Origin of the sequence: Alteromonas oceanisediminis (assembly GCF_018474025.1) — a bacterium.
Lineage (GTDB): Bacteria > Pseudomonadota > Gammaproteobacteria > Enterobacterales > Alteromonadaceae > Alteromonas_E > Alteromonas_E oceanisediminis.
Genome location: NZ_JAHCTA010000006.1, coordinates 344,818 through 370,766, shown reverse-complemented (window position 1 = coordinate 370,766; position 25,949 = coordinate 344,818). Strand labels below are relative to the sequence as shown.

The 25,949-nt window shown below is 48.9% G+C and carries 23 protein-coding genes and 1 tRNA gene; 17 read left to right on the top strand and 7 right to left on the bottom strand.

The annotated features are described in order from the left end of the window. Positions 1–2 precede the first annotated feature (2 nt). The 3 genes from KIU71_RS12955 to lolB form a co-directional block, all read right to left on the bottom strand. Positions 3–75, bottom strand: a tRNA-Gln gene (locus tag KIU71_RS12955). Between the two features lie 24 nt (positions 76–99). Continuing rightward, positions 100–990, bottom strand: coding sequence for a 4-(cytidine 5'-diphospho)-2-C-methyl-D-erythritol kinase (gene ispE, locus KIU71_RS12950; protein ID WP_214131696.1), 891 nt, complete (start codon positions 988–990; stop codon positions 100–102). After that, complete coding sequence (gene lolB / locus KIU71_RS12945; protein WP_214131695.1) at positions 983–1,675, bottom strand: lipoprotein insertase outer membrane protein LolB; 693 nt, start codon at positions 1,673–1,675, stop codon at positions 983–985. The genes ispE and lolB overlap by 8 nt, the downstream gene beginning before the upstream one ends. 111 nt (positions 1,676–1,786) lie before the next feature. On the opposite strand from lolB, the gene hemA reads away from it, so the two are divergent. The 6 genes from hemA to kdsA are packed head-to-tail and all read left to right on the top strand — an operon-like array spanning position 1,787 to position 7,902. Then, a complete protein-coding gene (gene hemA, locus KIU71_RS12940; protein WP_214131694.1) occupies positions 1,787–3,076 on the top strand; it encodes a glutamyl-tRNA reductase in 1,290 nt (429 codons plus the stop codon). A gap of 13 nt (positions 3,077–3,089) precedes the next feature. Continuing rightward, positions 3,090–4,175: a peptide chain release factor 1 gene (prfA, locus tag KIU71_RS12935; protein WP_214131693.1), complete on the top strand. Its 1,086-nt coding sequence runs from the start codon at positions 3,090–3,092 to the stop codon at positions 4,173–4,175. Positions 4,176–4,182: 7 nt separating this feature from the next. Further along, a complete protein-coding gene (gene prmC / locus KIU71_RS12930) occupies positions 4,183–5,031 on the top strand; it encodes a peptide chain release factor N(5)-glutamine methyltransferase (RefSeq protein WP_214131692.1) in 849 nt (282 codons plus the stop codon). Positions 5,032–5,048: 17 nt separating this feature from the next. After that, the gene (locus KIU71_RS12925; protein WP_214131691.1) at positions 5,049–6,611 is read left to right on the top strand and encodes a DUF3369 domain-containing protein; all 1,563 of its coding nucleotides are present in this window, start codon (positions 5,049–5,051) and stop codon (positions 6,609–6,611) included. A 52-nt stretch (positions 6,612–6,663) separates the two neighbouring features. Continuing rightward, positions 6,664–7,038 (top strand): SirB2 family protein, encoded by a 375-nt coding sequence (locus tag KIU71_RS12920; RefSeq protein WP_214131690.1) that lies wholly within the window; start codon positions 6,664–6,666, stop codon positions 7,036–7,038. A 15-nt stretch (positions 7,039–7,053) separates the two neighbouring features. Then, positions 7,054–7,902, top strand: coding sequence for a 3-deoxy-8-phosphooctulonate synthase (gene kdsA / locus KIU71_RS12915; protein ID WP_214131689.1), 849 nt, complete (start codon positions 7,054–7,056; stop codon positions 7,900–7,902). Positions 7,903–7,934: 32 nt separating this feature from the next. Here kdsA and KIU71_RS12910 read toward each other — a convergent pair whose 3' ends face one another. Further along, positions 7,935–8,237, bottom strand: a complete 303-nt coding sequence (locus KIU71_RS12910; protein ID WP_214131688.1) for a hypothetical protein — start codon at positions 8,235–8,237, stop codon at positions 7,935–7,937. 248 nt (positions 8,238–8,485) lie between these two features. Between KIU71_RS12910 and KIU71_RS12905 the strand changes: the two genes are divergently transcribed. The 5 genes from KIU71_RS12905 to fusA all read left to right on the top strand — a co-directional run bounded on the left by KIU71_RS12905 (position 8,486) and on the right by fusA (position 13,773). Next, complete coding sequence (locus KIU71_RS12905) at positions 8,486–9,388, top strand: transcriptional regulator GcvA (RefSeq protein WP_214131687.1); 903 nt, start codon at positions 8,486–8,488, stop codon at positions 9,386–9,388. Continuing rightward, a complete protein-coding gene (locus tag KIU71_RS12900; protein ID WP_214131686.1) occupies positions 9,375–10,034 on the top strand; it encodes an alpha/beta family hydrolase in 660 nt (219 codons plus the stop codon). Before KIU71_RS12905 ends, KIU71_RS12900 begins: the two co-directional genes overlap by 14 nt. Further along, the gene (locus KIU71_RS12895; protein WP_214131685.1) at positions 10,025–10,450 is read left to right on the top strand and encodes a DUF423 domain-containing protein; all 426 of its coding nucleotides are present in this window, start codon (positions 10,025–10,027) and stop codon (positions 10,448–10,450) included. Before KIU71_RS12900 ends, KIU71_RS12895 begins: the two co-directional genes overlap by 10 nt. Further along, on the top strand, positions 10,447–11,574 hold the full coding sequence (gene rlmM, locus KIU71_RS12890; protein WP_214131684.1) for a 23S rRNA (cytidine(2498)-2'-O)-methyltransferase RlmM: 1,128 nt from the start codon (positions 10,447–10,449) through the stop codon (positions 11,572–11,574). Before KIU71_RS12895 ends, rlmM begins: the two co-directional genes overlap by 4 nt. 114 nt (positions 11,575–11,688) lie before the next feature. Next, positions 11,689–13,773: an elongation factor G gene (gene fusA, locus KIU71_RS12885; RefSeq protein WP_214131683.1), complete on the top strand. Its 2,085-nt coding sequence runs from the start codon at positions 11,689–11,691 to the stop codon at positions 13,771–13,773. 34 nt (positions 13,774–13,807) lie between these two features. Here fusA and KIU71_RS12880 read toward each other — a convergent pair whose 3' ends face one another. The 3 genes from KIU71_RS12880 to KIU71_RS12870 are packed head-to-tail and all read right to left on the bottom strand — an operon-like array spanning position 13,808 to position 17,799. After that, the gene (locus KIU71_RS12880) at positions 13,808–15,880 is read right to left on the bottom strand and encodes a transglutaminase family protein (RefSeq protein ID WP_214131682.1); all 2,073 of its coding nucleotides are present in this window, start codon (positions 15,878–15,880) and stop codon (positions 13,808–13,810) included. Beyond that, entirely contained in the window at positions 15,880–16,833 is a 954-nt protein-coding gene (locus KIU71_RS12875) for a DUF58 domain-containing protein (protein ID WP_214131681.1), read from the bottom strand. The genes KIU71_RS12880 and KIU71_RS12875 overlap by 1 nt, the downstream gene beginning before the upstream one ends. Before the next feature lie 45 nt (positions 16,834–16,878). After that, positions 16,879–17,799 (bottom strand): AAA family ATPase, encoded by a 921-nt coding sequence (locus KIU71_RS12870; RefSeq protein ID WP_214131680.1) that lies wholly within the window; start codon positions 17,797–17,799, stop codon positions 16,879–16,881. A 174-nt stretch (positions 17,800–17,973) separates the two neighbouring features. Between KIU71_RS12870 and KIU71_RS12865 the strand changes: the two genes are divergently transcribed. The 6 genes from KIU71_RS12865 to KIU71_RS12840 all read left to right on the top strand — a co-directional run bounded on the left by KIU71_RS12865 (position 17,974) and on the right by KIU71_RS12840 (position 25,897). After that, complete coding sequence (locus KIU71_RS12865) at positions 17,974–18,531, top strand: hypothetical protein (RefSeq protein WP_214131679.1); 558 nt, start codon at positions 17,974–17,976, stop codon at positions 18,529–18,531. 14 nt (positions 18,532–18,545) lie between these two features. Then, positions 18,546–20,201 (top strand): phosphoglucomutase (alpha-D-glucose-1,6-bisphosphate-dependent), encoded by a 1,656-nt coding sequence (gene pgm / locus KIU71_RS12860; RefSeq protein ID WP_214131678.1) that lies wholly within the window; start codon positions 18,546–18,548, stop codon positions 20,199–20,201. Positions 20,202–20,418: 217 nt separating this feature from the next. Beyond that, positions 20,419–22,908, top strand: coding sequence for a glycogen/starch/alpha-glucan phosphorylase (locus KIU71_RS12855; protein ID WP_214131677.1), 2,490 nt, complete (start codon positions 20,419–20,421; stop codon positions 22,906–22,908). Positions 22,909–23,044: 136 nt separating this feature from the next. Continuing rightward, a complete protein-coding gene (locus KIU71_RS12850; RefSeq protein ID WP_214131676.1) occupies positions 23,045–24,355 on the top strand; it encodes a putative bifunctional diguanylate cyclase/phosphodiesterase in 1,311 nt (436 codons plus the stop codon). 80 nt (positions 24,356–24,435) lie between these two features. Further along, entirely contained in the window at positions 24,436–25,476 is a 1,041-nt protein-coding gene (gene astE / locus KIU71_RS12845; protein WP_214131675.1) for a succinylglutamate desuccinylase, read from the top strand. Next, positions 25,469–25,897 carry an HIT domain-containing protein gene (locus KIU71_RS12840; RefSeq protein ID WP_315853291.1) on the top strand — a complete coding sequence of 143 codons (429 nt, stop codon included), beginning with the start codon at positions 25,469–25,471 and terminating at the stop codon, positions 25,895–25,897. The genes astE and KIU71_RS12840 overlap by 8 nt, the downstream gene beginning before the upstream one ends. The last annotated feature ends 52 nt before the right edge of the window (positions 25,898–25,949 follow it).

Sequence of the window (25,949 nt, the reverse complement as noted above, 5' to 3'; positions counted from 1 at the left end):
GGCTGGGGTAGCTGGACTCGAACCAACGAATCGCGGGATCAAAACCCGCTGCCTTACCAACTTGGCTATACCCCAATAAAAAATTTCTAAGAATGACATTCACGACACTGGTGCTGCGCTTCCTTGACCCACTGTGCTCAACGCCGCTACTAGTGGCGATTCTGATAGCCCTTGAGCAACAAAACCTGACCATTTAGACGGTAACTGCTTCAGCGTTTCTTCAGCCTCAGACTGGCTGTTAAAGACGCTAAACACACAGGCACCCGTGCCTGTCATTCGAGACGGGGCGTAGTGTACCAACCACTGTAATAAATTTGCAACTTCCGGATAGCGATCAATCACTAAATCCTGACAATCATTGCGTGTGGCGCCAAAATCGTAATCCTCAACCCGAATTGGGGGCGTGTTACGCGTCAGCTCTGGCGATTTGAATACATCAGCTGTCGCGATGTGGCAACGTGGATTGGCTACTAAATACCATTTTGAAGGAAGGCTGATTGGATAAAACTTTTCGCCTACGCCCTCAGCAAACACCGTTTTGCCGTGAATGAAAACAGGTACGTCAGCGCCTAATGTCAAGCCGAGTTTACACAGCGATTGCGGGTCGAGACCGCATTGCCACAATTGATTCAATACGCACAACACCGTGGCAGCATTGGAAGAGCCGCCGCCGATCCCCCCGCCCATAGGCAATTGTTTGCGGATCGAAATATTAGCGCCAAGCCGAGTGTGCGTTGCCTTCTGCAACAGAGCGGCAGCTTTGTAAGCAAGGTTCGCTTGCTCAGTAACGCCTTCAATGGGTGTCATGATATTTATCTGACCGGATGGGTTTACTTCAATACCGACTTCGTCACCGAAAGACAGCATTTGAAACACGCTCTGTAGCTCATGATAGCCATCGCATCGACGTCCGGTAATATGCAGAAATAAGTTTAATTTGGCAGGACTGGGCCACCAGCGCATCTGAGTATGGTGTTTAACATTATTCATCGATTGCTGTTGCTTCCCAATGATTCACTTTAAGTTTTAAGCTGAACGTTCGCGCCGTGGCACCGGCGTTTTGCTGAATGGTCAATTGACGTGGCAGCACCACACTGACAGGTTGTTTGTCGTTATTGTTACCGATCACTTCTCGCGAGTACCCACTGAAGTCAACGCGCCATTTGCTCGCTGAACCGCTAGGCAAGATTTGTGTCAGTAAGCCTTCGGATGTGCGTGTGGTTTTATCCTGAGGGCGGGCTAAACCTTTTACCCAAATTGGCAGAAGATCGACCGGTATCTGCCATCCACTGACGTCCTCAAGTAGGCGTTGAGGGTCGGTGTCGCGGTAGTTTTTGTCATCAATCGTCAGCTCAGCCAGTTGCCCATCAAACGTCAGCGTCAGTAAGGTCACGCCAAGTACATTGGTTAACGTAAATTCGAATTGGTCTTTTTGCTGATGCCAACGCACGTAGGCGCTCACTGATTCTTGGTCTGTTTTTATCGCCATCCTTCCACGCAACTCCCACTTAACGAGTTTGATAAGCTTGGCGTCATTTACGCTTTGATTGACGGTCTTAACCGGCTGGTAGGCTGTGGTACATCCGGCCAACACCGCCGCAATCGCCACATACAGTAAGCGCGTGATAAAGAGAAATCGCGTGTTGATTCGTGGTAGGTTGTTCAGCGTCTTCATGCCATTTTAGTGTTGTCGGTTAGCGCGTTATAGGAACACAAAAAACCTGATGCTTTCAATCATTTTGGCTTTTTCGTACAATGCGCACCAATTCAGTCACTCCAGTATTCAATGACACTAATCGCCTTCGGCATCAATCATAAGACTGCACCAGTCTCGTTGCGTGAGCAAGTCGCTTTCACCGCAGACAGCCTTGTCGCTGCATTGGTGTCGCTAAAGGATCGCAAGCGTGCGCGTGAGGCTGTGATTGTGTCTACCTGTAATCGTACCGAAATATACGCGTTACCTCATGATGGTGACGAACAGTCAACAGCAGAAGAGTTACGCACATGGCTGGCAGAATTCCATTCGCTGTCCGATACATCACTCGAATCGCACAGTTATACATATTTTGGTGATGAAGCCGTGCAACATATGATGAGAGTCGCCAGCGGTTTAGATTCTTTAGTGTTGGGCGAGCCGCAAATACTTGGTCAGGTTAAGCAGGCGTTTAACGACGCAAAGCACTCTGGCGCCGTTGGCAACGGTTTAGAGCGGTTGTTTCAATATACGTTTTCTGTGGCTAAAAAAGTTCGTACCGAAACGGATATTGGCAATAACGCCGTGTCGGTTGCCTATGCTGCGGTTCAACTGGCAAAACACATTTTTGCCAAGCTGGAACAACAAACCGTTTTATTAGTGGGCGCCGGCGAAACGATTGAGCTGGTTGCGCGCCATCTGCAAGAGCAAGGCGTGCAGCGTATTCTGGTGGCCAATAGAACGCTAGCCAGAGCAGAAGAGCTTGCCGACAAGCTTGCCGCGCGTCCATTGACGTTGTCGCAGTTACCCTCGCACCTGCACGAAGCGGATATTGTGATTTCCAGTACCGCCAGCCAATTACCCCTGATCGGTAAGGGAATGGTTGAGCAGGCATTAAAGCAGCGCAAAAACAGGCCGATTTTTATGGTCGACTTGGCGGTGCCCCGTGACATTGAAGCGGAAGTGAGTGATTTAGATAACGCGTACTTATACAGTGTTGACGACTTGCAGGAAATCGTAGAACAAAACGTTGCACATCGTGAAGTTGCTGCGCAAGCTGCCGAAAAGCTGGTTGTAGAACAGTCCAGGGCCTATGAAGCCTGGTTGCAAAGTCGCAATAGTATTGACTTAGTGCGTAGCTATCGCCAACGGGGTGAGCTGCAAAGAGAGGTATTGCTAACCGCTGCGCAACAGCAAATAGAAGATGGCAAAGCGCCAGATGTCGTGTTGCAAGAGCTAGCCCATAAACTCACTAACTATTTTATGCACGCTCCGACTAAAGCATTGAATCAAGCGATCGAACGCAAAGATGAAGAACTCAAACGCACGCTGGTTGATGCGTTTGAACTTGAGCCGCCACGCAGCGGCTTATCAAAAAAATAACCACAGGAATATCATGAAGCAATCAGTTGAAAACAAACTTACAACACTTGTTGAACGGTTTGAAGAAGTTCAGGCACTCCTCAGCTCTCCTGATGTCATTGCGGATCAAGAGCGATTCAAGGCGCTTTCTAAAGAATATGCGCAACTGGAAGACGTGGTGAAAGCATTTAATCGTTTTCAGGAGGCGCAAAGCAACCTTGAAGCTGCCACGGAAATGCTGAATGAAGACGATGCTGAGATGCGAGAAATGGCGCAGGATGAGGTTAAGCAAGCGAAAGCCGTTATTGAGCAGCTAGAATCTGACATTCAAATTCTGCTGTTGCCCCGCGACCCTAATGATGACTGTAACTGCTTTTTGGAAATTCGCGCTGGGGCCGGTGGCGACGAGGCCGCGATTTTTGCCGGCGATTTGTTCCGTATGTACAGCCGTTATGTTGAGGCCAATGGGTGGCGCATGGAGCTCATCAGCGCCAATGAGGGTGAGCATGGCGGGTTTAAAGAGGTCATCGCCAATATCATCGGCGACGGTGTATACGGTGTATTTAAGTTTGAATCAGGCGGGCATCGTGTTCAGCGTGTGCCTGAAACTGAGTCGCAAGGCCGGATCCATACCTCTGCCTGCACGGTGGCCGTGCTACCGGAAGTGCCTGAGTCAGAGGCCATTGAAATCAACCCGGCAGACCTGCGTATTGACACATTTCGTGCTTCTGGCGCCGGGGGGCAACACGTTAACAAAACCGATTCGGCAATCCGGATCACACACATCCCAACCGGGGTTGTGATTGAGTGTCAGGATGAACGTTCTCAACATAAAAATCGCGCCAAGGCGATGTCGGTACTCAACGCTCGCCTAAACCAGATGGAGCAGGATAAGCGTGCTGCTGAAGAGGCTTCAACGCGTAAAAGCTTGGTGGGCAGTGGTGACCGTTCAGAACGGATCAGAACCTATAATTTCCCGCAGGGCAGGGTAACCGACCATCGTATCAACCTCACTTTGTACAAGCTTGATGATGTGATCGAGGGCGGGTTGGGCGCGCTGCTGGAGCCTATTCGTCAAGAACATCAGGCCGATCTGCTCGCCTCACTGGCAGACGAGTAACGCGTCGATGAACATTGCGCAAGCGTTGACCTGTGCGCGAGATGCTTTGCGCAAGAGCGCCTCTGACTCGGTACACATTGATGCCAGAGTACTGCTTAAAACGGTGCTACAGTGTGATGATGTTATGCTGTTTACGCACCCTGAAATCGAACTGGACCAAACTCAGCAAGAGCAGCTTAATGCGATGTTAGCGCAGCGGGTTGCTGGCGTGCCAATCGCGCACCTCACTGGCCAGCAAGCGTTCTGGGATTTCAGTGTAGCAGTCAATGCCAGTACGCTGATCCCAAGGCCTGAGACCGAGCTGTTAGTTGAAGCTGCGCTTAAGGTAATGACAGCCGATAGCGGGCATGCGTGTGACTTGGGTACGGGCACCGGTGTGATTGCGCTGGCACTTGCGAAGGAACGGCCTCATTGGCAGGTAGTGGGCGTCGACAAAGCGCCTGATGCGATTGCATTGGCGAAAGACAATAAACACGCGCTGGCGTTAAGCAACGTTGAGTTTACACAGAGCGAATGGTTTAGCGCACTTCAACAGCGGCAATTTGATTGCATCGTCAGCAATCCTCCTTATGTTGAAGAAAACAGTCCGTACCTCGCCCAGGGGGATGTCAGGTTTGAGCCGCGCAGCGCGTTAACATCAGGGCAGGATGGCCTTGATGACATTCGCAAGATTGTCGATACAGCGTGCAACCATCTTGCCTGCGGCGGGTGGTTAATGGTAGAACATGGCAATCTGCAAGGTGACGCAGTACGCGATTTATACGCTAAGGCCAATTTTGGTCACGTCAGTACGTTGAAAGACATACAAGGGCACCCTAGAGTCACCATAGGACGCTGGCAAATAACCGGCGCGTAAAATAAGGCAGGGTTAACATGCACGATGAGTTTTTGTTCAGTGACGAAGATGATGATACTCCGGGCCTCACCCAAACCGATGAATCAGCGGGCAGTTGGAAGATTCTCATTGTTGATGATGAGCCAGAGGTTCACGCGGTAACCAAACTCGCGTTGAGTGACTTCACCTTCAATGGAAAACGGCTCACATTTGTCAGTGCTTACAGCGGTGAGGAAGCAAAACTAGCGATTGAAAATCATCATGACGTGGCTGTCGTACTGCTTGATGTTGTGATGGAACAAGATGATTCAGGCCTAAAGGTAGCTGAATATATTCGTGATCATCTGCACAACCACTTTTGCCGCATTATTTTGCGCACAGGGCAACCCGGCCAGGCGCCCGAAAAAGACGTCATCATTAACTACGACATTAACGATTACAAATCGAAAACAGAATTGACCGCGCAGAAATTGTTCACGGTGGTCATTTCGGCATTGCGTTCTTATAACGATATTATTGTGATTGAAGAAAATCGCGCTGGTCTTCAGAAAATCGTCGAATCATCGGCGGATCTGTTTTGCTCGCGCTCACTGGAAACCTTTATTCAGGGTATCATTCAGCAGCTGGCGTCCATACTGGGCTGTTCTAAAGACGCAGCGTATATTACCAGCGCGGTCGCTACTCCACAGCCTTTGCACTCAGTGAACAATGACCAACTGTTTATCTTTGCCGGTAACGGCGAGTATGCGCATTATGAAGGCAAGCCCATGGAGGAGGTGATTGATACCGTTAAGCTGGCTTCCTGTAAAAAAGCATTGGCACACAAAGAAATTGTGTATGGCGATGACCATCTTGTGGCGTTTTGCCACAGTAAATCAAAGCGTGGCTCGTTGCTGTATTTATCTGGATTACCGCGAAAGCTCAGTCGCGTGGATCGCAATCTGGTCGAAATCTTTGCCCAAAATGTGCAAATTGCCTTCGATAATGTATTGGCCACCAGAGACATTGAAGACACACAACAAGAAATCATTGAGCGGCTTGGTGTCGCCATGGAAGACAATATCAACGGTAGCGAACAACTACGTTGCATGCGTGAAATGTGTGAATTGTTAGCCATTAAGGTGGGTATCCCTGAAGATCGCGCCAAACTGTTTTCGCTGGCCGTACCGCTGCACGATGTCGGCAGTAGTAAACTGCCAAAGGGTTTATTACAAAAGCCCAGTGAGTTAACTGATAAAGAGCGCGAAAGTATTAAGTCGCACACCGAGTACGGCTACAAAATGTTGAAGGGGTCACAACGCCCTGTAATCCAAATGGCTGCGACCCTAGCGTATCAGCATCATGAACGCTGGGATGGCAGTGGCTATCCCAACGGCTTAAAAAGAGACAGTATCGTGCTGGAAGCGCGTATTACCAGCATCATCGATGTCTTCGATGCTTTGTATAACGAGCGCCCGCATAAACCCGCTTGGCCATTAGAAAAGGTCATCGATTATATCCAAACCGAGCGTGGCAAGCATTTTGATCCTGAATTGGTCGATTTACTACTTAAAGACATGGATGAATTTGTCGCACTGCAATCACGCTATGCAAAATCATAAAATCAACGCGGTTGTCGCGTTTAAATAATAGCCATCGCGCTAGGAGCACACAATGTACATGATGATGAAGCACCTTCACCTAACGGCAATCGTAATCAGCATCTCGCTGTTTATATTGCGGTTTATCTGGTTGCAAATGGGCTCAGCACAACGACATAAAAAATGGGTGAAAGTGGTACCTCACATCATTGACACGGTGTTACTGGGCAGCGCAATCGCTCTTTGTATTATTTTGAGTCAGTACCCCTTCGTACACGGCTGGGTGACTTTTAAATTATTTGGCGTGATTGCCTACATCGTTACAGGATTGTGGGCTTTAAAATGGGCGGCTTCACGTCCGGCACAGTGGCTTGCATTTGCCTGTGCGCTCGTGGTGTTAGCCTTAACGGCAAAAGTGGCGCTGATGAAACAGCCTCTGTTTTTTTAACTGGAACAAGATTTTATGATTGAGCAAGTTTCTGTTAACGGTATCACCGTTGCTAACCATCAACCCATGGTTCTATTTGGTGGGATGAATGTTCTGGAGTCGCGGGATTTAGCCATGCGTATCGCCGAGCACTATGTTGAAGTGACCAGCAGGCTAAATATTCCTTATGTATTTAAAGCGTCGTTTGATAAAGCGAATCGCTCTTCCGTGCATTCCTATCGTGGGCCAGGACTTGATGCGGGGTTGGCTATCTTCGAAGAAATTAAACAACAGTTCGGCGTGCCAATCATTACCGATGTGCATGAGCCTTTTCAGGCGCAACCGGTTGCAGACGTTGTCGACATTATTCAGTTGCCCGCTTTTTTGGCGAGACAAACTGATTTAGTGGTTGCCATGGCGAAAACCGGCGCGGTGATCAACGTGAAAAAGCCGCAGTTTTTGGCAGCCCATGAAATGCGTCACATTATTAATAAATTTGCCGAAGCCGGGAATGAGCAAATCCTGTTGTGTGAGCGCGGTACGAGCTTTGGTTACAACAATTTGGTTGTGGACATGCTCGGTATGGATGAAATGCGCGGTTTAGCGCCGGTTATTTTTGATGCCACCCATGCGTTGCAAAAACCTGGAGGTCGAACTGATTCTGCAGATGGGCGAAGAGCGCAAGCGGCTCAGTTGGCGCGTAGCGGAATGGCCTTAGGGATCGCTGGCTTGTTCATTGAAGCCCACCCTGATCCCAATGCCGCCAAGTGTGATGGGCCTTGTGCCTTGCCGCTAGATAAACTGGCGCCGTACCTTGAGCAGATGAAAGCGGTGGATGATTTGGTGAAAGGTTTTGCCCCGTTGGATACCAGGGCACTGCCCTAAGGCAGGTGGATAAACCACCTGCCTGTCATCTTTTACTCACCAACCACAGTGCGGAACTGATGAGAAGGCAACTCTCGTTTGGCCTCGTTCACAACGTTGTCTACTTTACGTTTAAGTTGGGCTTGCGACAGCGTGGCAGCAATATCACTGAACAGATTATCCTGCGCAATGTTGCTAAGGTCTGCTTTTAATTGCTGGCGCACTTGGTCGTGAATGTCGAGTGTATTCACGAGTTGTGATGCCTGATTCCCTGTACTGACCGATTCAGATGCAATGGCAGCAGCACTGGGTAAGATAACTGAGCATAGAATGAGTGATCGGATTACGGTATTCATTTGTCGATTGCCTTTGACGTAAATTGATTAAATAAATTGAGCTAAATTTGTTAATTTCATGCGTTATTTTTAACAAGTCACTGTCATATAAAGTTCATAAGATTAATGACTTAGTGATTTTGTTGAATGAATTATACCCAGTTTTCTAGTTTTTATAATTGACTTAATTTACAAATTAAGATTAGAAAAAGTAATGAATGTGACGCATAATTGTCATATTGTCAGTCACAACCGAACGGTTGATATTTATGCAGCGAAGATTACCCCCGCTGAATGCCCTAAAAGCGTTTGAAGCTGCGGCGCGCTATTTAAGCTTTACCAGAGCGGCCGAGGAGTTATTCGTCACTCAAGCCGCCGTTAGTCATCAAATCAAATCACTTGAAGATTTTTTGGGAATGCGCCTATTTCTGCGTAAAAATCGTGCCTTGCTGTTAACAGAAGAAGGTCAATCTTATTATCTGGAGTTACGTGACATTTTTAGGCATTTGCTGGATTCCACAGAGCGGCTCTTGGCGAAAGGGGCCAAGGGCGCGCTGACGGTGGCGACACCTCCGAGTTTTGCCAGCCAGTGGTTGATCCCGAGGATCAGCCGGTTTTCAGCGAGCAACCCCGATATTGATGTGAAATTAAAAGCGGTCGATCATGATGAAGGCTTTTTGCAGGCTGATACCGATGTTGCCGTTTATTACGGCCGTGGTCGCTGGACAGGGTTGCATTCTGATCCACTGCATGCGGAATACTTAACGCCGCTGTGTTCACCTATTGTGCTCACCGGTGACAAACCAATGGAAGTGCTTGAAGACCTAAAGTTTCATATCCTGCTGCATGATTCCAGTCGGGAAGGCTGGAGTAGTTACCTGAAACACTTTGGCGTGAAGGGGGTGAATGTCAATCAGGGCCCGATGTTTAGTCACTCCATGATGGTATTGCAGGCAGCGGCGCTGGGGCAGGGCATCGCCCTGGGCAATACCGTGCTTGCTCGCCCGGAAATTGATGCTGGTCGCCTTGTTATTCCGTTTGCAGAGAAAATTAAAAGTAAACATAGTTTTTATCTGGTGTGTGAGGAAGGGCAAGCGGAACTCGGAAAAATAGCAGCGTTTCGCCAGTGGATGATTAATGAAGTTAAGGCAGAAAACGATGCAGTGCTTTGATTGCGCGTCTGAGGGAGTAGCGGTTCGCGCACAACTGCTGTTAGCACATGGGGCGGGGGCAGGTTCTCAATCTGACTTTATGCAACAGATCGGCAAGGCCTTATGTGGTGCCGGTATTACCACTTGGTTGTTTGACTTCCCCTACATGCGCACGGTTTACGCAAGTGGTCAAAAAAGACCACCAGATCGTGCGCCGCTACTGATTGAGGCCTTTCATGAAGCCATTCGCGCCGTGACGACTAGCGACAATTACCACGCCGAATTGGGGTTGTGGGTTGGCGGAAAATCCATGGGTGGGAGAATGGCCACACATGTGGTTTCGGATGTGGCCCACCCCGATTGCGCAACAATACCACTTCATGGCGCAGTGGTGCTGGGGTATCCCTTTCATCCGCCCGGCAAACCTGACACACTGCGCATCGATCATTTTAGTGAAAGTGGGTTGCCTGTTTTTATTGTCCAAGGCGCGCGTGACACTTTTGGCAGCTTTGATGAGGTAGAGGCTTTGTCGTTACCAAGTACGGTGGAGATAGTATGGCTGAAAGAGGGTGATCATAGCTTTAAACCGCGTAAGCGCAGTGGAATTAGCGTTGAACAAAATAGGCTCGCTGCGGCTGAGCATGTAAGGGCTCGATTATGTATATAAAACAGGTTAAGTGGGTCGGCGTCACCGCTGCACTGCTGGCTATGTTCGCGGTTGCGATGGGCGCATTTGCTGCACATGGCCTGAAGGCTATTTTAAGCGAACCCCAATTGGCAACCCTGCGAACCGCCGTTCTGTATCAATTTATTCACAGTCTCGGCGCGCTTATCGCCATCGGGCTGAGCGCGTTGGCCCCGCTGACGGCTTTTCGTCCCTCATTGGTGGCAGCCAGCTGGCTGTTTATTGCGGGAGTGCTATTGTTCAGCGGTAGCCTATTCGGACTGGTGTTGTTTGAAGCGCGTTTCTTAGGGCCCGTCACCCCCATCGGTGGGGTGTGTTTCTTACTAGGCTGGGGAGTTCTGGTCAGCGTATTTGCCCGCGTTGGTGGGCAATCTGATAAAAAAGAGAATGTGCAATGAGCAAAAATGCATTTTCTTCTTCAGTCATTGCACTGTGTCGCGCGGGTTTTGAACGTGATTGCGCAGCCGAATTAGCTGCTTTGTCTGCTGAGCAAAACTGCTATGGATTTGCAAAACATCTACCCAGTCAAGGTTGGGTTGAGTTTCAGTTTTACACAGAAACAGATGCCAGTAAATTTGTGCAACAGAACCCGGTGGCACAACTGATTTTCGTGCGTCAAATGATGCTACTGATCGCCACCATAGAGCCACTGCCAGAAAAAGATCGCGTGGGCAGCGTGCTGAATGCGCTTGATGAACATCATGACTCGATAGCCGCCGTGTTAGGCAAAACCCTTTCCGCACTAAAGGTGGGGGGCATTTCAGTTGACTACCCCGACACCGAAGAAGGCAAAAGTGTCGCTAAATTTGCAAAGAAATTCGTGGTGCCGATGCGCCAGGCGCTGAGGTCTGAGCAGTTACTCAGCCGCAAAGAAAATCTTCTTGCGCCACAACTTCACGTGTTGTTACCGCATTTTCAACAGTGCCTGATTGGCGTGACATTCGCGACGGGGCGAAGTGATTATCACAATGGTATTCACCGTTTAAAGTTTCCGCCAGATGCGCCAAGCCGCTCTACGCTTAAATTGGATGAAGCCATTCTCGATCTGCTAACGTCGGAACAGCGAGCCAGTTTATTTCGGGAAGGCGCACGTGCAGTGGATTTAGGCGCATGCCCTGGCGGATGGACGTATCAACTGGTGATCCGCGGTATGTCTGTCGAAGCCGTCGACAACGGTGCGATGGCGGAATCGCTCATGCGTACTGGTCTTGTGAGCTATGCCGCCGCTGACGGGTTTAAGTATCGACCTGAGTTTGGTTCGGTAGAGTTAGTGGTGTGCGACATGATTGAACGCCCCGACCGTGTGGCAACTTTGATCACCGATTGGCTAATCAATGGGTGGGCGCGCGCCGCAATATTTAACTTGAAGCTGCCGATGAAGCAACGCTACGAGACAACCGCAGAATTGCTGACACAACTAAAACAGCGCCTTGCCAATGAGTCTAATACTGCGTGGGTAGTACGCTGCAAGCAACTTTACCACGACCGAGATGAAGTCACTGTATCGATAATTCCACGCTAAATGGGTTCAATTCAAAGTTTTTTTTCGGTTATTGCCTAAAAAAGTATAAAAGTCACTCAGAAATACTTTATAATCCACGCCGTTTTTTTCCTTGAACCAAAATGAAGTAGGGCTATGTCAGACTTATCCAAATACAGAAATATCGGTATTTTCGCGCACGTTGATGCCGGAAAAACCACGACAACAGAACGTATTCTTAAACTTACTGGTAAAATCCATAAAACCGGTGAAGTGCATGATGGCGAATCAACTACCGACTTCATGGAACAGGAAGCTGAGCGCGGAATTACTATCCAGTCAGCGGCAACCACTTGTTTCTGGAAAGATCACCGCTTCAACATTATTGATACCCCAGGGCACGTTGACTTCACCGTAGAAGTATACCGTTCATTGAAAGTACTGGACGGCGGTATTGGTGTGTTCTGTGGTTCAGGTGGTGTTGAGCCGCAATCTGAAACTAACTGGCGTTATGCTAACGAATCAGAAGTTGCGCGTGTCATTTTCGTGAACAAGCTTGACCGCATGGGTGCGGATTTTTATCGCGTTATCGGTCAGGTTAAGAAAGTATTGGCTGCAAATCCATTGGTAATGACGTTACCAATCGGTATTGAAGATGACTTCGTCGGTGTGGTTGACGTTCTTGAGCGTAAAGCCTACGTGTGGGACGACTCTGGTCTACCAGAAAACTACGAAGTCAAAGATGTTCCAGCCGACATGGTTGATAAAGTCGAAGAATACCGTGAAATGCTTGTTGAAACTGCGGTTGAACAAGACGACGACCTAATGATGGCGTATATGGATGGCGAAGAGCCGTCGATTGCTGATCTTAAGCGTTGTATCCGTAAAGGTACTATCAACCTAGATTTCTTCCCAACCTTCTGTGGTTCTGCGTTTAAGAACAAAGGCGTTCAGAACGTGTTGGACGGCGTTGTCGACTACTTGCCAAGCCCGACAGAAGTTGTTCCACAGCCTTTAACTGACGAAGAAGGTAACGAAACAGGTGAAGTCGCGACGGTTACTGTTGACGAGCCATTACGTATGTTGGCGTTCAAAATCATGGACGACCGCTTTGGTGCGTTGACGTTTGTGCGCATCTACTCAGGTACACTGAATAAAGGCGACACCATCCTTAACAGTGCGACAGGTAAAACTGAACGTATTGGTCGTATGGTAGAAATGCACGCGGATGAGCGTACCGAATTGAGTAAAGCCCAAGCTGGTGACATTCTCGCGATTGTAGGCATGAAGAACGTACAAACTGGTCACACACTGTGTGATCCAAAGCACCCTTGTACGTTGGAAGCGATGGTATTCCCAGAGCCCGTTATCTCGATTGCGGTTGCTCCGAAAGATAAAGGTTCAACAGAAAAAATGGGTATTGCTATCGGTAAAATGGTTGCAGAAGATCCGTCTTTCCAAGTTGAAACAGATGAAGATTCAGGTGAAACCATTCTTAAAGGAATGGGTGAGCTTCACCTAGATATCAAAGTAGACATCCTTAAGCGTACTTACGGCGTTGAGCTAGTTGTTGGTCAGCCGCAGGTTGCTTATCGTGAAACGATCACGCAGCCAGTTGAAGACAGCTACACGCATAAGAAGCAGTCAGGTGGTTCTGGACAGTTTGGTAAAATCGATTACCGTATCCGTCCTGGTGAGCCAGGCAGTGGTTTCAAATTCGAGTCAACGGTTGTGGGCGGTAACGTTCCTAAGGAATTCTTCCCTGCGATTGAAAAAGGCTTTAAAGGCATGATGGAGCAGGGCGTACTTGCTGGCTTCCCTGTATTAGACGTTGAAGTTGAATTGTATGACGGTGGATTCCACGCAGTTGACTCATCAGCGATTGCATTTGAGATTGCAGCGAAAGGTGCATTCCGCCAGTCTATTCCAAAGGCCGGCCCACAGCTTATTGAACCGATCATGAAAGTTGACGTGTTCACGCCAGACGATCACGTTGGTGACGTTATCGGTGACTTGAACCGTCGCCGTGGCATGATCAAAGACCAAGAAGCCGGTGCAACCGGTGTACGTGTCAAAGCTGACGTGCCATTGTCTGAGATGTTTGGTTATATCGGCCAGCTTCGTACAATGACATCAGGCCGTGGTCAGTTCTCTATGGAGTTCAGCCACTATATGCCATGTCCGCAGAACGTTTCTGAGAAAGTGATTGAAGAAACTAAGGCACGCAACGCGAAGAAATAGTCTTTGCGTAGCGCGTGAAAAGGCCGGTGATTATTCACCGGCTTTTTTGTAAGTGACGCTTAAGTTTGCTGTGTAAATGTTTGAATTGTTTTTCGCTCTCCGAGCGGGTTTCGGACGGTCGGGCATAGTGATGTTGCTGATATCGTTGAGTGAGCTCGCTGAAGCATGTTCTGGCCAGATTGGGGAGTTTATCCTGCACCGCCTGAAAGTAGTGAGAAGGCGGCAAATGGCCGCGTGGCGTTCCGGTAAACTCAACCACGAGATCAGCACTTTTTTGGTAGATCATGGTGAGCTTGTCACCCTGCTTTTTTCGCAACTGGGGCATGATGTACAGCGCTAGCAACAGACCCACCGTTAATACCACGGTGACACCGATTAGCGATAACTTCAGCGGTGTAAGGCGACCAAACAACTGCTCGAGCAAATCGTCTTGCCGGTTCGCGTCAAACCCCAATACCCATTTGCTCCACTCATAGTCTAATTGCGCGAACCACAGGCGAAGATTGTTAAATAAGGCCACATTTTTAAATCGCGCTAGCGACAATGGAGAGTCTGCTAGAAAGCTGCCTTCGTCGCGCATGGCTTGTTCCAAACCGAAGTCAATTCTGTCTGGAGACACCCACGCCGTTGGATCAATGCGAACCCAACCTCGTTCATCGTACCAAGCTTCCACCCATGCGTGAGCGTCGTACTGATAGATACTCATCACTCCAGATGCTTGTAATTCGCCACCTTGATAACCAGTGACCATACGTGCTGGAATGTTTGCCAGCCGCAATATGTAGGTTAACGTGCTGGCATAATGAGCGCAAAATCCAGCTTGCGCATCAAACATAAAGCGGTCTACGGGGTCGCTGGGCATAGGGTCTGGCCTCAACGTGTAACGAAATTGCTGCTGAGAGAAGTGATCACGTAGTTGCGCGAGTATATACTCGGCTCTCTCTCTGGGGTGAGCGCTAGCATCAAGCTCCGCCAGCTTATCTTCCACCCAGCGCTGAGTGAGCGAGTTGCCTGATTGCGGAAGCTGTAGATTGATTCGATGGTCAATACTCAACAGTGTATGATTGAGCGGTTCAGTGTAGTAGGACTCCACATCATACGATAAGGCTGACACCAGTGGCCTTTGTGCAAGTAGTTGATACTCATGCCCCTGAATAATGGCGTTATTGCCGTTGCTGTTCGCCTGCGCGATGTCGAGGCCAAACAGCCAGCGTTGATGACTAGGCTCCGCAATCACCTGATATGACCATGTGGGTCCAGCCAACGAAGGGCTGAACTGTTTGTTTAAACTACGGTATTGGCGGTTAACCTGCTTTCGAGTCGGGCTGATTTGCCAGGTTTTACCGTCAAACTGCTCCAACGTCATGACACGCCAGTAGCGTTGTGGTGGCGACGGTATCTCGCTTGCGAAGGTGGCTCTGAATGCTAATTCCGATGATTGGCTTAAATCGGCAATATCACCGGGCGTGACGCTGTCGCTTAATCCGGTTTTCGCGCCTTTCGCGGTGGGCATTTGCCACAATGGCGGGAGCTGCGGCAGCACCAGAAAAAGCAATATGGCAATAGGTAAACCTTGAACTAACTGAATAGCAACATAGCGTATAGAGTGCTTGAGGGACTGTTGAGGTGCATTAAACTGGAGCAGCGCGACGAGCAAGATCAGTGCAACACTGACGTAAAGTCCGGTGTATACCAAGCTTTGCTGGAAGATAAAGCCACACGCCGTTAAAAATAACAAGGTAACAAATAACTGTTTAACATCTTTCTCATGGGCGATATGCATCAGTTTGAAAGCGCATGCCATCACCAACAGGTTCACCATCGACAGTAACAGGCCGATCGATAAACTAAACCACGCTAGCGCCAGTGCGCCCAAAATCGCGAGTAAGTTGATGGTGCGCATACGCAGTGGAGCGGTCTGCCACCTCAGATAAAAACTGATGCGTACCACGCAAGCACAGGCCGCTAAAATGACAATCCAGATCATAACGGGAGTTGTCATACTGGCGACTAATATGGCATAGGCCATACTCAACAATAACACAGCAGCGCGAGGCTGCTTTTGTGTTTCGATGGGGGGCGAGGTTTGTGAAGTAATCGCCAGCATTAATGCAGCCTAAATTCTGCGAGCGCCCGAAGACAGGCATGCCGGTGCTGATCACCGCTAGCCGGAGCGATACGTTGCCGACCCAGCAGCAAACCGAACTGGATCCCTTCTCGCGTGCATTGGTTTATCTGAAAGGCGAGTTTGGACAAGGCCGTTTCCAGTTGTTCGGTAGATACCGTCGGTAGCACAAGCCACCCCGTCACCGCATGATGACTGTCGAAGGATTTACTCACCCAATTCTGCTGTTTGGCAACCTGTTTCCAGGCAATACGATTAAGGCTATCGCCGACCACATAGGGCGTCAAACCTGCGAAATCGTCGTGGCCGACAACGGTGGTCAGTCCGCTGGCATCTTCGTTATCTACCCCAGTCTGATGCAGTTGCAGCGTACAGGGCAATGGCGTTGGGTACACAACAATCTCACGGTCAAAGTCGAGGTGAGTCCAGCACCGATATAATCCAAGCGGGTAAAAGCTGGAAAGGGTAATACGAGGAAACTGAAAAACGCCTCGTTTAGGTAAGTCCACGCTAAGCTGACAGACTTGTGTTGGGTTACCGGGTTGCTGGGGAATAAGATCAATGCTCAGGCTTTGAGGCTGATTAAAATTAGCTATCTGTAACTTACCCACTGCCGCCTGCTTAGCATTGGTGGGGTGAATGCGCAGTTGCAGGGGGGATTGCTCACCGGCATACCCGCTCGCGATAGGGTCGATACTGATGTCCAATCGAGCAAAGTTCCAATAGCTGGCATGTAAATTAATGAGAAAAATCGCCACCAGCAAATAGCAAAGCAACAACATGATATTGTTCTGATAATTGGTACCCAGAATAAATAACCCGACGCACAACAGCAGAAACATCCAGCCAAAACGACTTGGCAGGATAAAAATGCTGCGCATGGTCAGGCGATGCCGATTCGCGGGCGGAATACGCTGGCTTAGCCAACGTTTCACAAACCCGTCAATATGCGGTTTGATTGAGCCCTTCAGGCGCATGGGTCAGGCAGCGAGTGGGTCAACGGCAGCCATCAGTTTGCCGCTAAACTGGCTATTCATGTCACTGTCGGTTGCTGAACCGCGCAACCGGTGCTCAGCCACCGCGGTAAACACTTCCTGCACATCTTCAGGTATCACATGATCACGGCCATGCAACCATGCCCAGGCGCGGGCCGATACGAGGATCGCTTTACTGGCACGGGGTGACAGAGGATTGGCGAACTCGCCGGATTCTCGACTGTAACTCACCAAACGTAAAATATAATCAATAATCGCATTGGCACTATGTACTTGCGTTATTTCCTGCTGCCAGGCAATAAGCTGCTGTTTACTCACCGGTTGCGATGATGCCATCACACCGCTGGTGGTGCCTGAACGTTTCAGCATGGTGCGCTCTGCTTCCCAATTGGGGTAGCCTAAGGTGATGCGCATTAAGAAGCGATCCAACTGCGATTCTGGCAGCGGGTACGTACCGGCCTGATGCATCGGGTTTTGTGTCGCAATAACGAAAAATGGTTGTGGCAGGGTGTGAGTGGTACCGTCCAAACTCACTTGTCGCTCTTCCATGGCCTCAAGCAGCGCACTCTGCGTTTTGGGACTTGCCCGGTTGATTTCATCCGCCAGCACCACTTCATTAAAAATAGGGCCTGGGTGAAATGAGAACTGCTGCTTTTGAACGTCAAAAATATTCGCACCCAGCATATCCGCCGGCAAAAGGTCGGAGGTGAACTGAATACGCGAGTAGGCTAACCCGAATGCTGAGGCTAACGCATGCGAAAGGCTGGTTTTCCCCATGCCGGGTAAATCTTCAATCAGCAAATGGCCGTTACTTAACAGGCAGGTGAGCGCGAGTTTAAGTTGTTCTGATTTGCCAATAATGGTTTTGCCCAGTACATCGAGCACAGGTGTTATCGATTTATTCATAACATCGCAATTGGTTTTTTATCCCTTAACTGTAGACGATTGAGCCAGACTATTCATCACTGTGGGTAATACTTAGGTATGAAGGCTAAATTCGTGCTCAGAAAAACACGAAAATGGCCTATTTACACCGCCATCTTTGCGTATAATACGCGTAAACATGAGGTAAGGTTTTGTATGAAAACACTGATTATTGATGATGAGCTATACGCCCATATTGCCGCTCAAACCCAATACATCGGCGAGAATGCATCAGACATTTTGCGCCGATTACTGCTGCCCGAGAGTGAACAGACTATCGCCGCGACACAAGCCACTGAAGCGCAGCATGCGCAAGCCGTGGCGCAAGCAAGACAAGAGGCCGCACAAGCGCTCTCAGCTCAATCGGACACTGCGCCGACTAAATACGTCGTAGACAAAGCGCAGATCCTGGCGTGCAACACGGTGGTTGAACGCTTTCTTGTGTTGTTGTCAGGTTTAGCCAGCCAAACCAATGATTTTTCTGCGGTACTTGCAATTAAAGGCAAAGGTCGCGATTATTTTGCCAACAGCAAAGAACAGTTGTTAGCCACTGGCAGTAGCACCAACCCAAAGGCGATCCCAGAGACTCAATTCTGGGTGGTAACCAACAATAATACTGCTAAAAAAGCCGCTATTTTGCGTCAGGTTGCTGATACCTTAGGTTACAACGAGCAAGAACAAGAAAGCATTTCGCAGGCACTTTTCATTCAATAAAAGGAAGATAAACGATGGCATTGCATCCTCAAGCAGGGCAAGAAGCGGACCCGCAGCAGTTGATTAACGTCGCAAAACTGGTCAGCAATTACTACGCACTGTCGCCTGATGCAACGGTTCCAACGCAAGCCGTGAGTTTTGGTACTTCGGGTCATCGCGGAGGCGCTGATCTGGTCTCGTTTAATGATGCACACATCGCTGCCATCACGCAGGCCCTGGTAGAATACCGGCAGCGAGCCGGTATTCGTGGGCCGCTGTTTCTCGGCAAAGACACACATGCGCTCAGTGAGCCTGCGCACACCACCGCTATCGAAGTGTTGATCGCGAACGATGTGGATGTTGTCGTTCAAAAAGATAACGGCTTTACCCCCACACCCGCTATCTCATTCGCAATACTCAATCACAACCGAGAGCAAGCCAGTAACCATGGAGTACTGGCTGATGGTGTCGTGATTACGCCTTCGCACAACCCACCAGACGACGGTGGCTTTAAGTATAATCCTCCTCATGGCGGTCCTGCTGACAGCGACGTAACCAGTATCATTCAACAACGTGCGAATGAGCTTTTGTTAACCGGTAATGCGGATGTTCAGCGTGTGGCAATTAGTGATGCGCTGCTCAGCGATAAATTGCATCAAACCGACTACGCCACTGCTTATATTGCTGGGTTGGACGATGTGATTGATATGCAGGCGATAGCCAATGCAAAAATTCGAATTGGCGCAGATCCTTTAGGCGGTGCAGGCCGGTTATATTGGGCACGAATTGCAGAGCATTACGGGTTAGACATTACGGTGGTTAACACCGAATTTGACCAGCGTTTTGCGTTTATGCGCCGTGATAAAGACGGGAAGCTACGGATGGATTGTTCATCGCCTTATGCGATGGCGGGGTTGATTGAAATGCGCGACCGTTTTCAAATTGCTTTTGGTAACGACGCCGATTTTGATCGCCACGGCATTGTAACGCCTAAGGCGGGGTTGATGAATCCCAATCACTATCTGGCCGTGGCGATTGACTATCTCTACACGCATCGCCCGAGCTGGCCTCAGTCACTGAAAGTCGGTAAGACTCTGGTTTCATCCAGCATGATCGACCGCGTTGCAGCGGATCTGGGGCGTGAGTTGGCGGAAATGCCGGTCGGTTTTAAGTGGTTTGTCTCCGGGCTGGTGGATCAGACACTCGGTTTCGCCGGCGAAGAAAGTGCCGGTGGTATATTCTTGCGCAAAGATGCAACGCCGTGGGCGACCGATAAAGACGGTTTCATCATGTGTTTGTTAGGCGCTGAAATGACCGCTGTGACCGGTGTCGATCCCGCGGAGCGCTACGAGCAATTGGTCACTGAGTTTGGTCGGCCACTGTACAAGCGCATTGACGTTGCAGCGTCACTCGAACAGAAAGCTAAATTAAGCAAAATGGACAAAAGCGTGGTCACTGCGACAACCTTAGCGGGTGACACCATTACGGCTATTCAAACACATGCCCCAGGTAACAACGCTGCCATTGGCGGCGTTAAAGTGTCTACTGCGCAAGGGTGGTTTGCTGCGCGTCCGTCGGGCACTGAAAACGTGTATAAAATTTATGCTGAATCCTTCGTTAATGAAAGTCACTTACAGGCGATCTTGTCAGAAGCAGAAGAATTAGTGGGGCGAGTGTTCACTACGGTCTGATTAGCTGCGTTTTAATGCTTAAAAAAACCGCACATTGCAAACGTATTCAATGGCTAAATGTTAATTTTGTGTAAAAATAGCTCGTTAATTGGTCGTTTTCGGTGTCATTTAACAAATAAATAACAATCAAGCGTTGATTTGACTGCTATATTTTGTTCACGTTCGTGTGTAGATGGTGTTTTATTACACCAAATTACTGAAACCCTGAGAGCAAATCATGACGACTAAAAAAGTAGCAGCAAAGAAGAACACGCCCGAGACGCCGCAGTTGAGTAAATCGGCATTAAAAAATGCTATTGTTAAACATCTGCATAGCACGCTCGGTACCGATGAAAATAAAGCCAATAATCACGCGTGGTGGAAGGCGACCTGTGCCGCGATTCAAGAGCTTGTGCTGGAAGGGTTACGCAAAACGCAAAAGTCTCACTACTTCAATGATACTCGCGCTGTTCATTACCTCTCTGCAGAATTTCTGATGGGCCGGTTGTTATCCAACAACATGCACAATTTAAACTTGTTCGAGACCGCTGACGGTGCATTGAATGAGCTAGGCGTAAGTTTAGCCGATGTACTTGAAGAAGAACCGGATATGGCACTGGGGAATGGTGGCTTGGGCCGGCTTGCGGCTTGCTTTATCGATTCTCTTGCGACCATGGAAATGCCAGCGATTGGCTATGGTATTCACTATGAGCATGGATTGTTTCGTCAGGAAATTAAAAACGGTGCTCAAATTGAGCGTCCGGACAGTTGGCGTGATTACGGAAACCCGTGGGAAATTTGTCGACCTGAGTCCACGCAGGAAGTGTCACTGTACGGTTATGTTGAGACCAAGTATGGCGACAACGGTCGGATCCAAAAAGAATGGCATCCGGGCAGTATTGTTAAAGGTGTGCCGTGGGATATTCCTGTGGTGGGTTATGCCGGTAAAACCGTTAACGTATTGAGGCTGTGGCAGTGCCAGTCGTCAGCGTATTTTAACTGGGATGTGTTTAACGCGGGCGGTTATGTTGATGCGCAGCGTGAAAACGTACAGGCGGAAACGATCTCGAAGGTACTTTATCCCAATGATGAAACTCAGGCCGGTAAAGAGCTGCGCTTAATTCAGCAATATTTTTTCTGTGCCTGCTCATTAAAAGATATCATTCGCCGCTACAAGCGAGCTCATGGCGACGATTGGAGCCGATTCACTGATCAGGTGGTTATTCAGTTAAACGATACTCATCCCGCCATCGCGATCCCTGAATTAATGCGTATTCTGGTAGACCGCGCTGAATTGGATTGGGACAAGGCGTGGGACATCTGTACCCGTACATTTGCTTACACCAATCACACGCTGTTGCCAGAAGCGCTGGAAAAATGGCCGGCCAGCATGTTGGAAAAAATCTTACCGCGTCATCTTGAAATCATTTATGAAATCAATCATCGCTTCATGGCGCAGGTTGAGAAAAAATGGCCGGGCAACAACGTGGTCAAGGCGAAACTGTCGATCATTGAAGAAAGCGGAGAGAAGATGGTGCGCATGGGCAATTTGTCTGTGATTGGATCATTCCGCGTCAATGGTGTGGCAGAAATTCACTCCAAGCTGGTGAAGCAGAATTTATTTCCTGAGTTCGACCAACTTTGGCCAGAAAAGCTGACGAACGTCACGAATGGGATCACGCCGCGTCGCTGGCTTAAAGCTTGTAACCCCGCACTTTCTGCTCTGGTAGACAAAAAAGTTGGGGCTGATTGGCCGACTAATCTTGATAAACTGAGTGGTTTAACGGCGTCGGCGTCGAATAAAGCGTTTCAAAAGCAATTTATGCAGGTAAAGCGAAACAATAAAATCGCTCTGGCAAAAACGATCAAAGAACTGACTGGAATCGATGTCAACGTGGATGCGATTTTTGATGTTCAGATCAAGCGCCTGCACGAGTACAAGCGCCAGCACCTGAATCTGTTACACATACTCGCGCTGTATCGCCGCTTGCTTGAAAATCCAAATTACGACATGCATCCGAGAGTGTTTATTTTTGGTGCGAAGGCAGCGCCCAGCTACACCTTAGCCAAAGATATTATCTATGCAATCAACCAGGTTGCTGAGAAGATTAATAACGACCCACGTGTGAATACCAAGCTTCAAGTCGTGTTTTTACCAAACTATCGGGTATCGCTGGCTGAGAAGATGATCCCCGCTGCTGATGTGTCTGAACAGATCTCAACAGCCGGAAAAGAAGCCTCAGGAACCGGCAACATGAAATTGGCGTTAAACGGCGCGGTCACTATCGGAACGCTGGACGGCGCTAATATCGAAATCGCCGAGGAAGTTGGCGACGACAATATTTTCATCTTCGGCTTGACGGTAGAAGAGGTTGAAGCGCTGAAAGCGAAGGGTTATAACCCGCATGACTACTATTATGCCAATGCGGAAATCAAGGCCGTGCTTGACTGGTTGGAAACCGATTTCTTTACGCCGGGTAAACCGGGGGCGCTCGCGTCCGTCAAACACAGCTTGTTGAGTGGGGGGGATCCGTACTTGGTGCTCGCTGATTTTGAGGCTTACAGCGAAGCCCAAAAAGCCGTTGATAAGGCATACCGTGATCCGGCGCGTTGGGCTGAGATGGCGATAATGAATACGGCAAAGATGGGCAAGTTCACTTCGGATCGCTCGATTGCTGATTACGTTAACCGGATTTGGAACCTCACTCCATGCAACGTGGATGACTAACCGTATCTGACTTTCGGCGGGCTTGCTGGTGACTGGCTAGCCCGATTTACTTCCATTTACACTTCGGTTGTAGTCAGCGCGTGCATTAATCTATACAATTCAAGGCAACAGAGCTTGAGATTAAACCGTCGTACTCATGAGCCGTGTTCACCATAATTTATCCGCTATTCCGAATCGCTATGCGTTTATTCATTGCATAGAGCGTCTGGCTGAAGAGTCGGATGCGATTTCGCTATTGCTTATTGACGTTGTGCGTTTTTCAGACGTCACGACGAGCTATGGTATGCACATTGGCGACGAGTTTTTACTCTCTATCGCTAATCGTATTGCTTTGTTGTTTCGGGAGTCTGCCAGTATTGGTCGTCTCAGTGGTGATGTTTTTGGTGTATTGTTCGATTGCCAGCTGACCGCGCAGGAACAAAATCAAAAGTTTGAACACCTCGTAGAACATTTTAAAACCCCCATTCAACACGACGGTAATGCGTTTATTGCTGATTTTAACGTGGGTGCGGTGTCATCTTCTTCGGCCGATTTCAAGCTAACGGACTTCATCGCACGCGCCGAGGCAGCCTTAAAGCAAGCCAAGCAAAATAAATATGAAAATTTTTCAACATCGGATGTGCGCAAACAAACTCGCACGTCGCGAACGCTGACATTAAAAGCGGATTTACAGCGAGCGTTGGTCCAGAATGAGCTGGAATTGTACTTTCAGCCGAAGGTTGATCTGCAAACCCTTGAGATCATCGGTGCGGAATGCTTGTTGCGTTGGAATCACCCGTTAGACGGCATTTTATTCCCCGGCCCACTCATCGAAGCGGCCGAGTCCTATAATATGATGAATGAATTAGGCTACTGGACGTTAGAAAATGCTTTCATTCATATGCGCAAATTCTTAATGGTTGGGCTAGACATTGTCTTGTCGGTCAACATATCTCCAACGCAGCTATACGACTCGCAGTTGGTGAATAATCTTTTGCTGTTCGCCAAGACTTATGAACTGCCGTTGAATCGGTTTGAACTGGAGCTGACAGAAGACGTTGCGCTGTCGAACTCTTTGATGGTGAAAGGGCAGTTGGATGCGTTGCGTAATTTGGGGTTGTCGATTTCTATCGACGACTTCGGAAAAGGCTATTCAAACTTGTCATACATTCGCGCTCTGAATATCGACACGCTTAAAATCGACAAAACCTTTACCTTGGATATTGACCAAGCGGCGGTTAATCGAGCCATCATTCAGGCGGTTAAAATCATCGGCGACGCCAAAGAATGCAAAGTGATTGCCGAGGGGATTGAAACACTCAGCCATCTGCACGTTTTGAGAGAAATTGGCATACCACAGGGGCAGGGGTATTTATTTACCAAGGCACTGCCAGCGAATGAATTTATTGCTTTTTCTCAAACTGACATCATCATAGGCACCTCTGCGCTGCACAAAACGGCGGGATAGTCACCCGCATCGCGTGATCGCTTAGCGTCAGCGTAAAAATGCGTTACCCTATTGTTACTTAGATTACGCAATAGGTAACCATGAACGACTTAGTTCAACTTCAGAAAACGGGCTTCTTAACGCTCTCACGTCAGCAACCCAGTTGGTTCGATACGCCCAAGCTGCTGACTTTACGTACGCACACCCGTGTGGCGATCACAGCGCCAGGTATTATTGAGTTCACGCCTAAAGACTATCACGGTAAGGCTATCGTCTTATCCTGCGGCATTCACGGGAATGAAACAGCACCGATTGAGATCCTCGACGAGCTGGTTAACGACTTACTGAATGAGCGGCGTCAACCAGCCCAGCGGCTACTTGTGCTGTTTGGTAACTTACCGGCGATGGATATTGGTGAGCGTTTTTGCGAAGAAAACATGAATCGATTGTTTTCTGGCGCTCACAGTTTACCCCCCGGCTGTGTCAACGCTGAGCGACGGCGCGCTAAAGCGCTTGAAAATGCGGTATCAACATTTTTCCTCGCCAATACCGATGCAGAAACGCGTTTGCATTACGATTTACACACCGCGATTCGTGCCTCTAAAAATGAAAAGTTTGCGGTCTATCCGTTACTGCATAAGCGCAGGCATAGCCGTTCGCAACTGGCGTTTTTGGCTGCGTGTGGCGTGAAAACAATTCTGTTGTCTGAAAGCCCTACCACGACCTTCAGCTATTTCAGCTCGACTGAATTTAATGCACACGCCTTTACGGTTGAATTAGGTAAGGTACGGCCGTTTGGTGAGAATGATATGCGTCAGTTTGCCGCCGCGAAAAACACGCTTACTCAACTTGTTTGCGACGCATCTTATGCGCCTGAACCCGTGCCCATGGACGACCTATTGATCTACCGGGTAAATCAGGTCATCAACAAACAGCACGATGACTTTGCCCTCGTATTTGATGATGATGAAGCGAATTTTACTGATTACTCAAAAGGCACAATACTGGCTGAAGAGTCTGGTAACACTTATGTAGCCGAATACGACGGAGAAGCCATCGTTTTCCCCAACGCTAACGTTGCAATAGGGCAGCGTGCGCTGCTGACGGTTGTACCTACCACGCTGGAGCGACTCAGTGAGTAGTGTGTTTGAGCTGGATCCGCGATTGGCGGCAGATACGTTTCAGTTAGGTAACCTCGGCTTGTGCGAGCTGTGCCTGATGAACGATGCAACTTACCCGTGGTTTATTTTAGTGCCGCGAGTTCCAAATGCGACTGAGCTGGTTGACTTGGATGAACAGCAACAGCATCGATTATGGCACGAGTCAAATCAACTGAGTCGATTTTTGCAGCAAGATTGGTCAATGGATAAGCTGAATATTGCGGTGCTTGGCAATGTGGTCAAACAATTACATATTCATCATGTTGTGCGACACACCGGTGATCCCGCTTGGCCTAAGCCAGTATGGGGGCACGCATCGCCCGTTGCCTATACCGATACGCAGCGAATGGCCATTACGCAGCGAGTTGAACAGAAGTTACTTGCCAATATATCGCGCGGATAACGTGTCAGTGAAAGAAAACGGCACTTAAGCGGTCTTAACGATGAGAGCGACA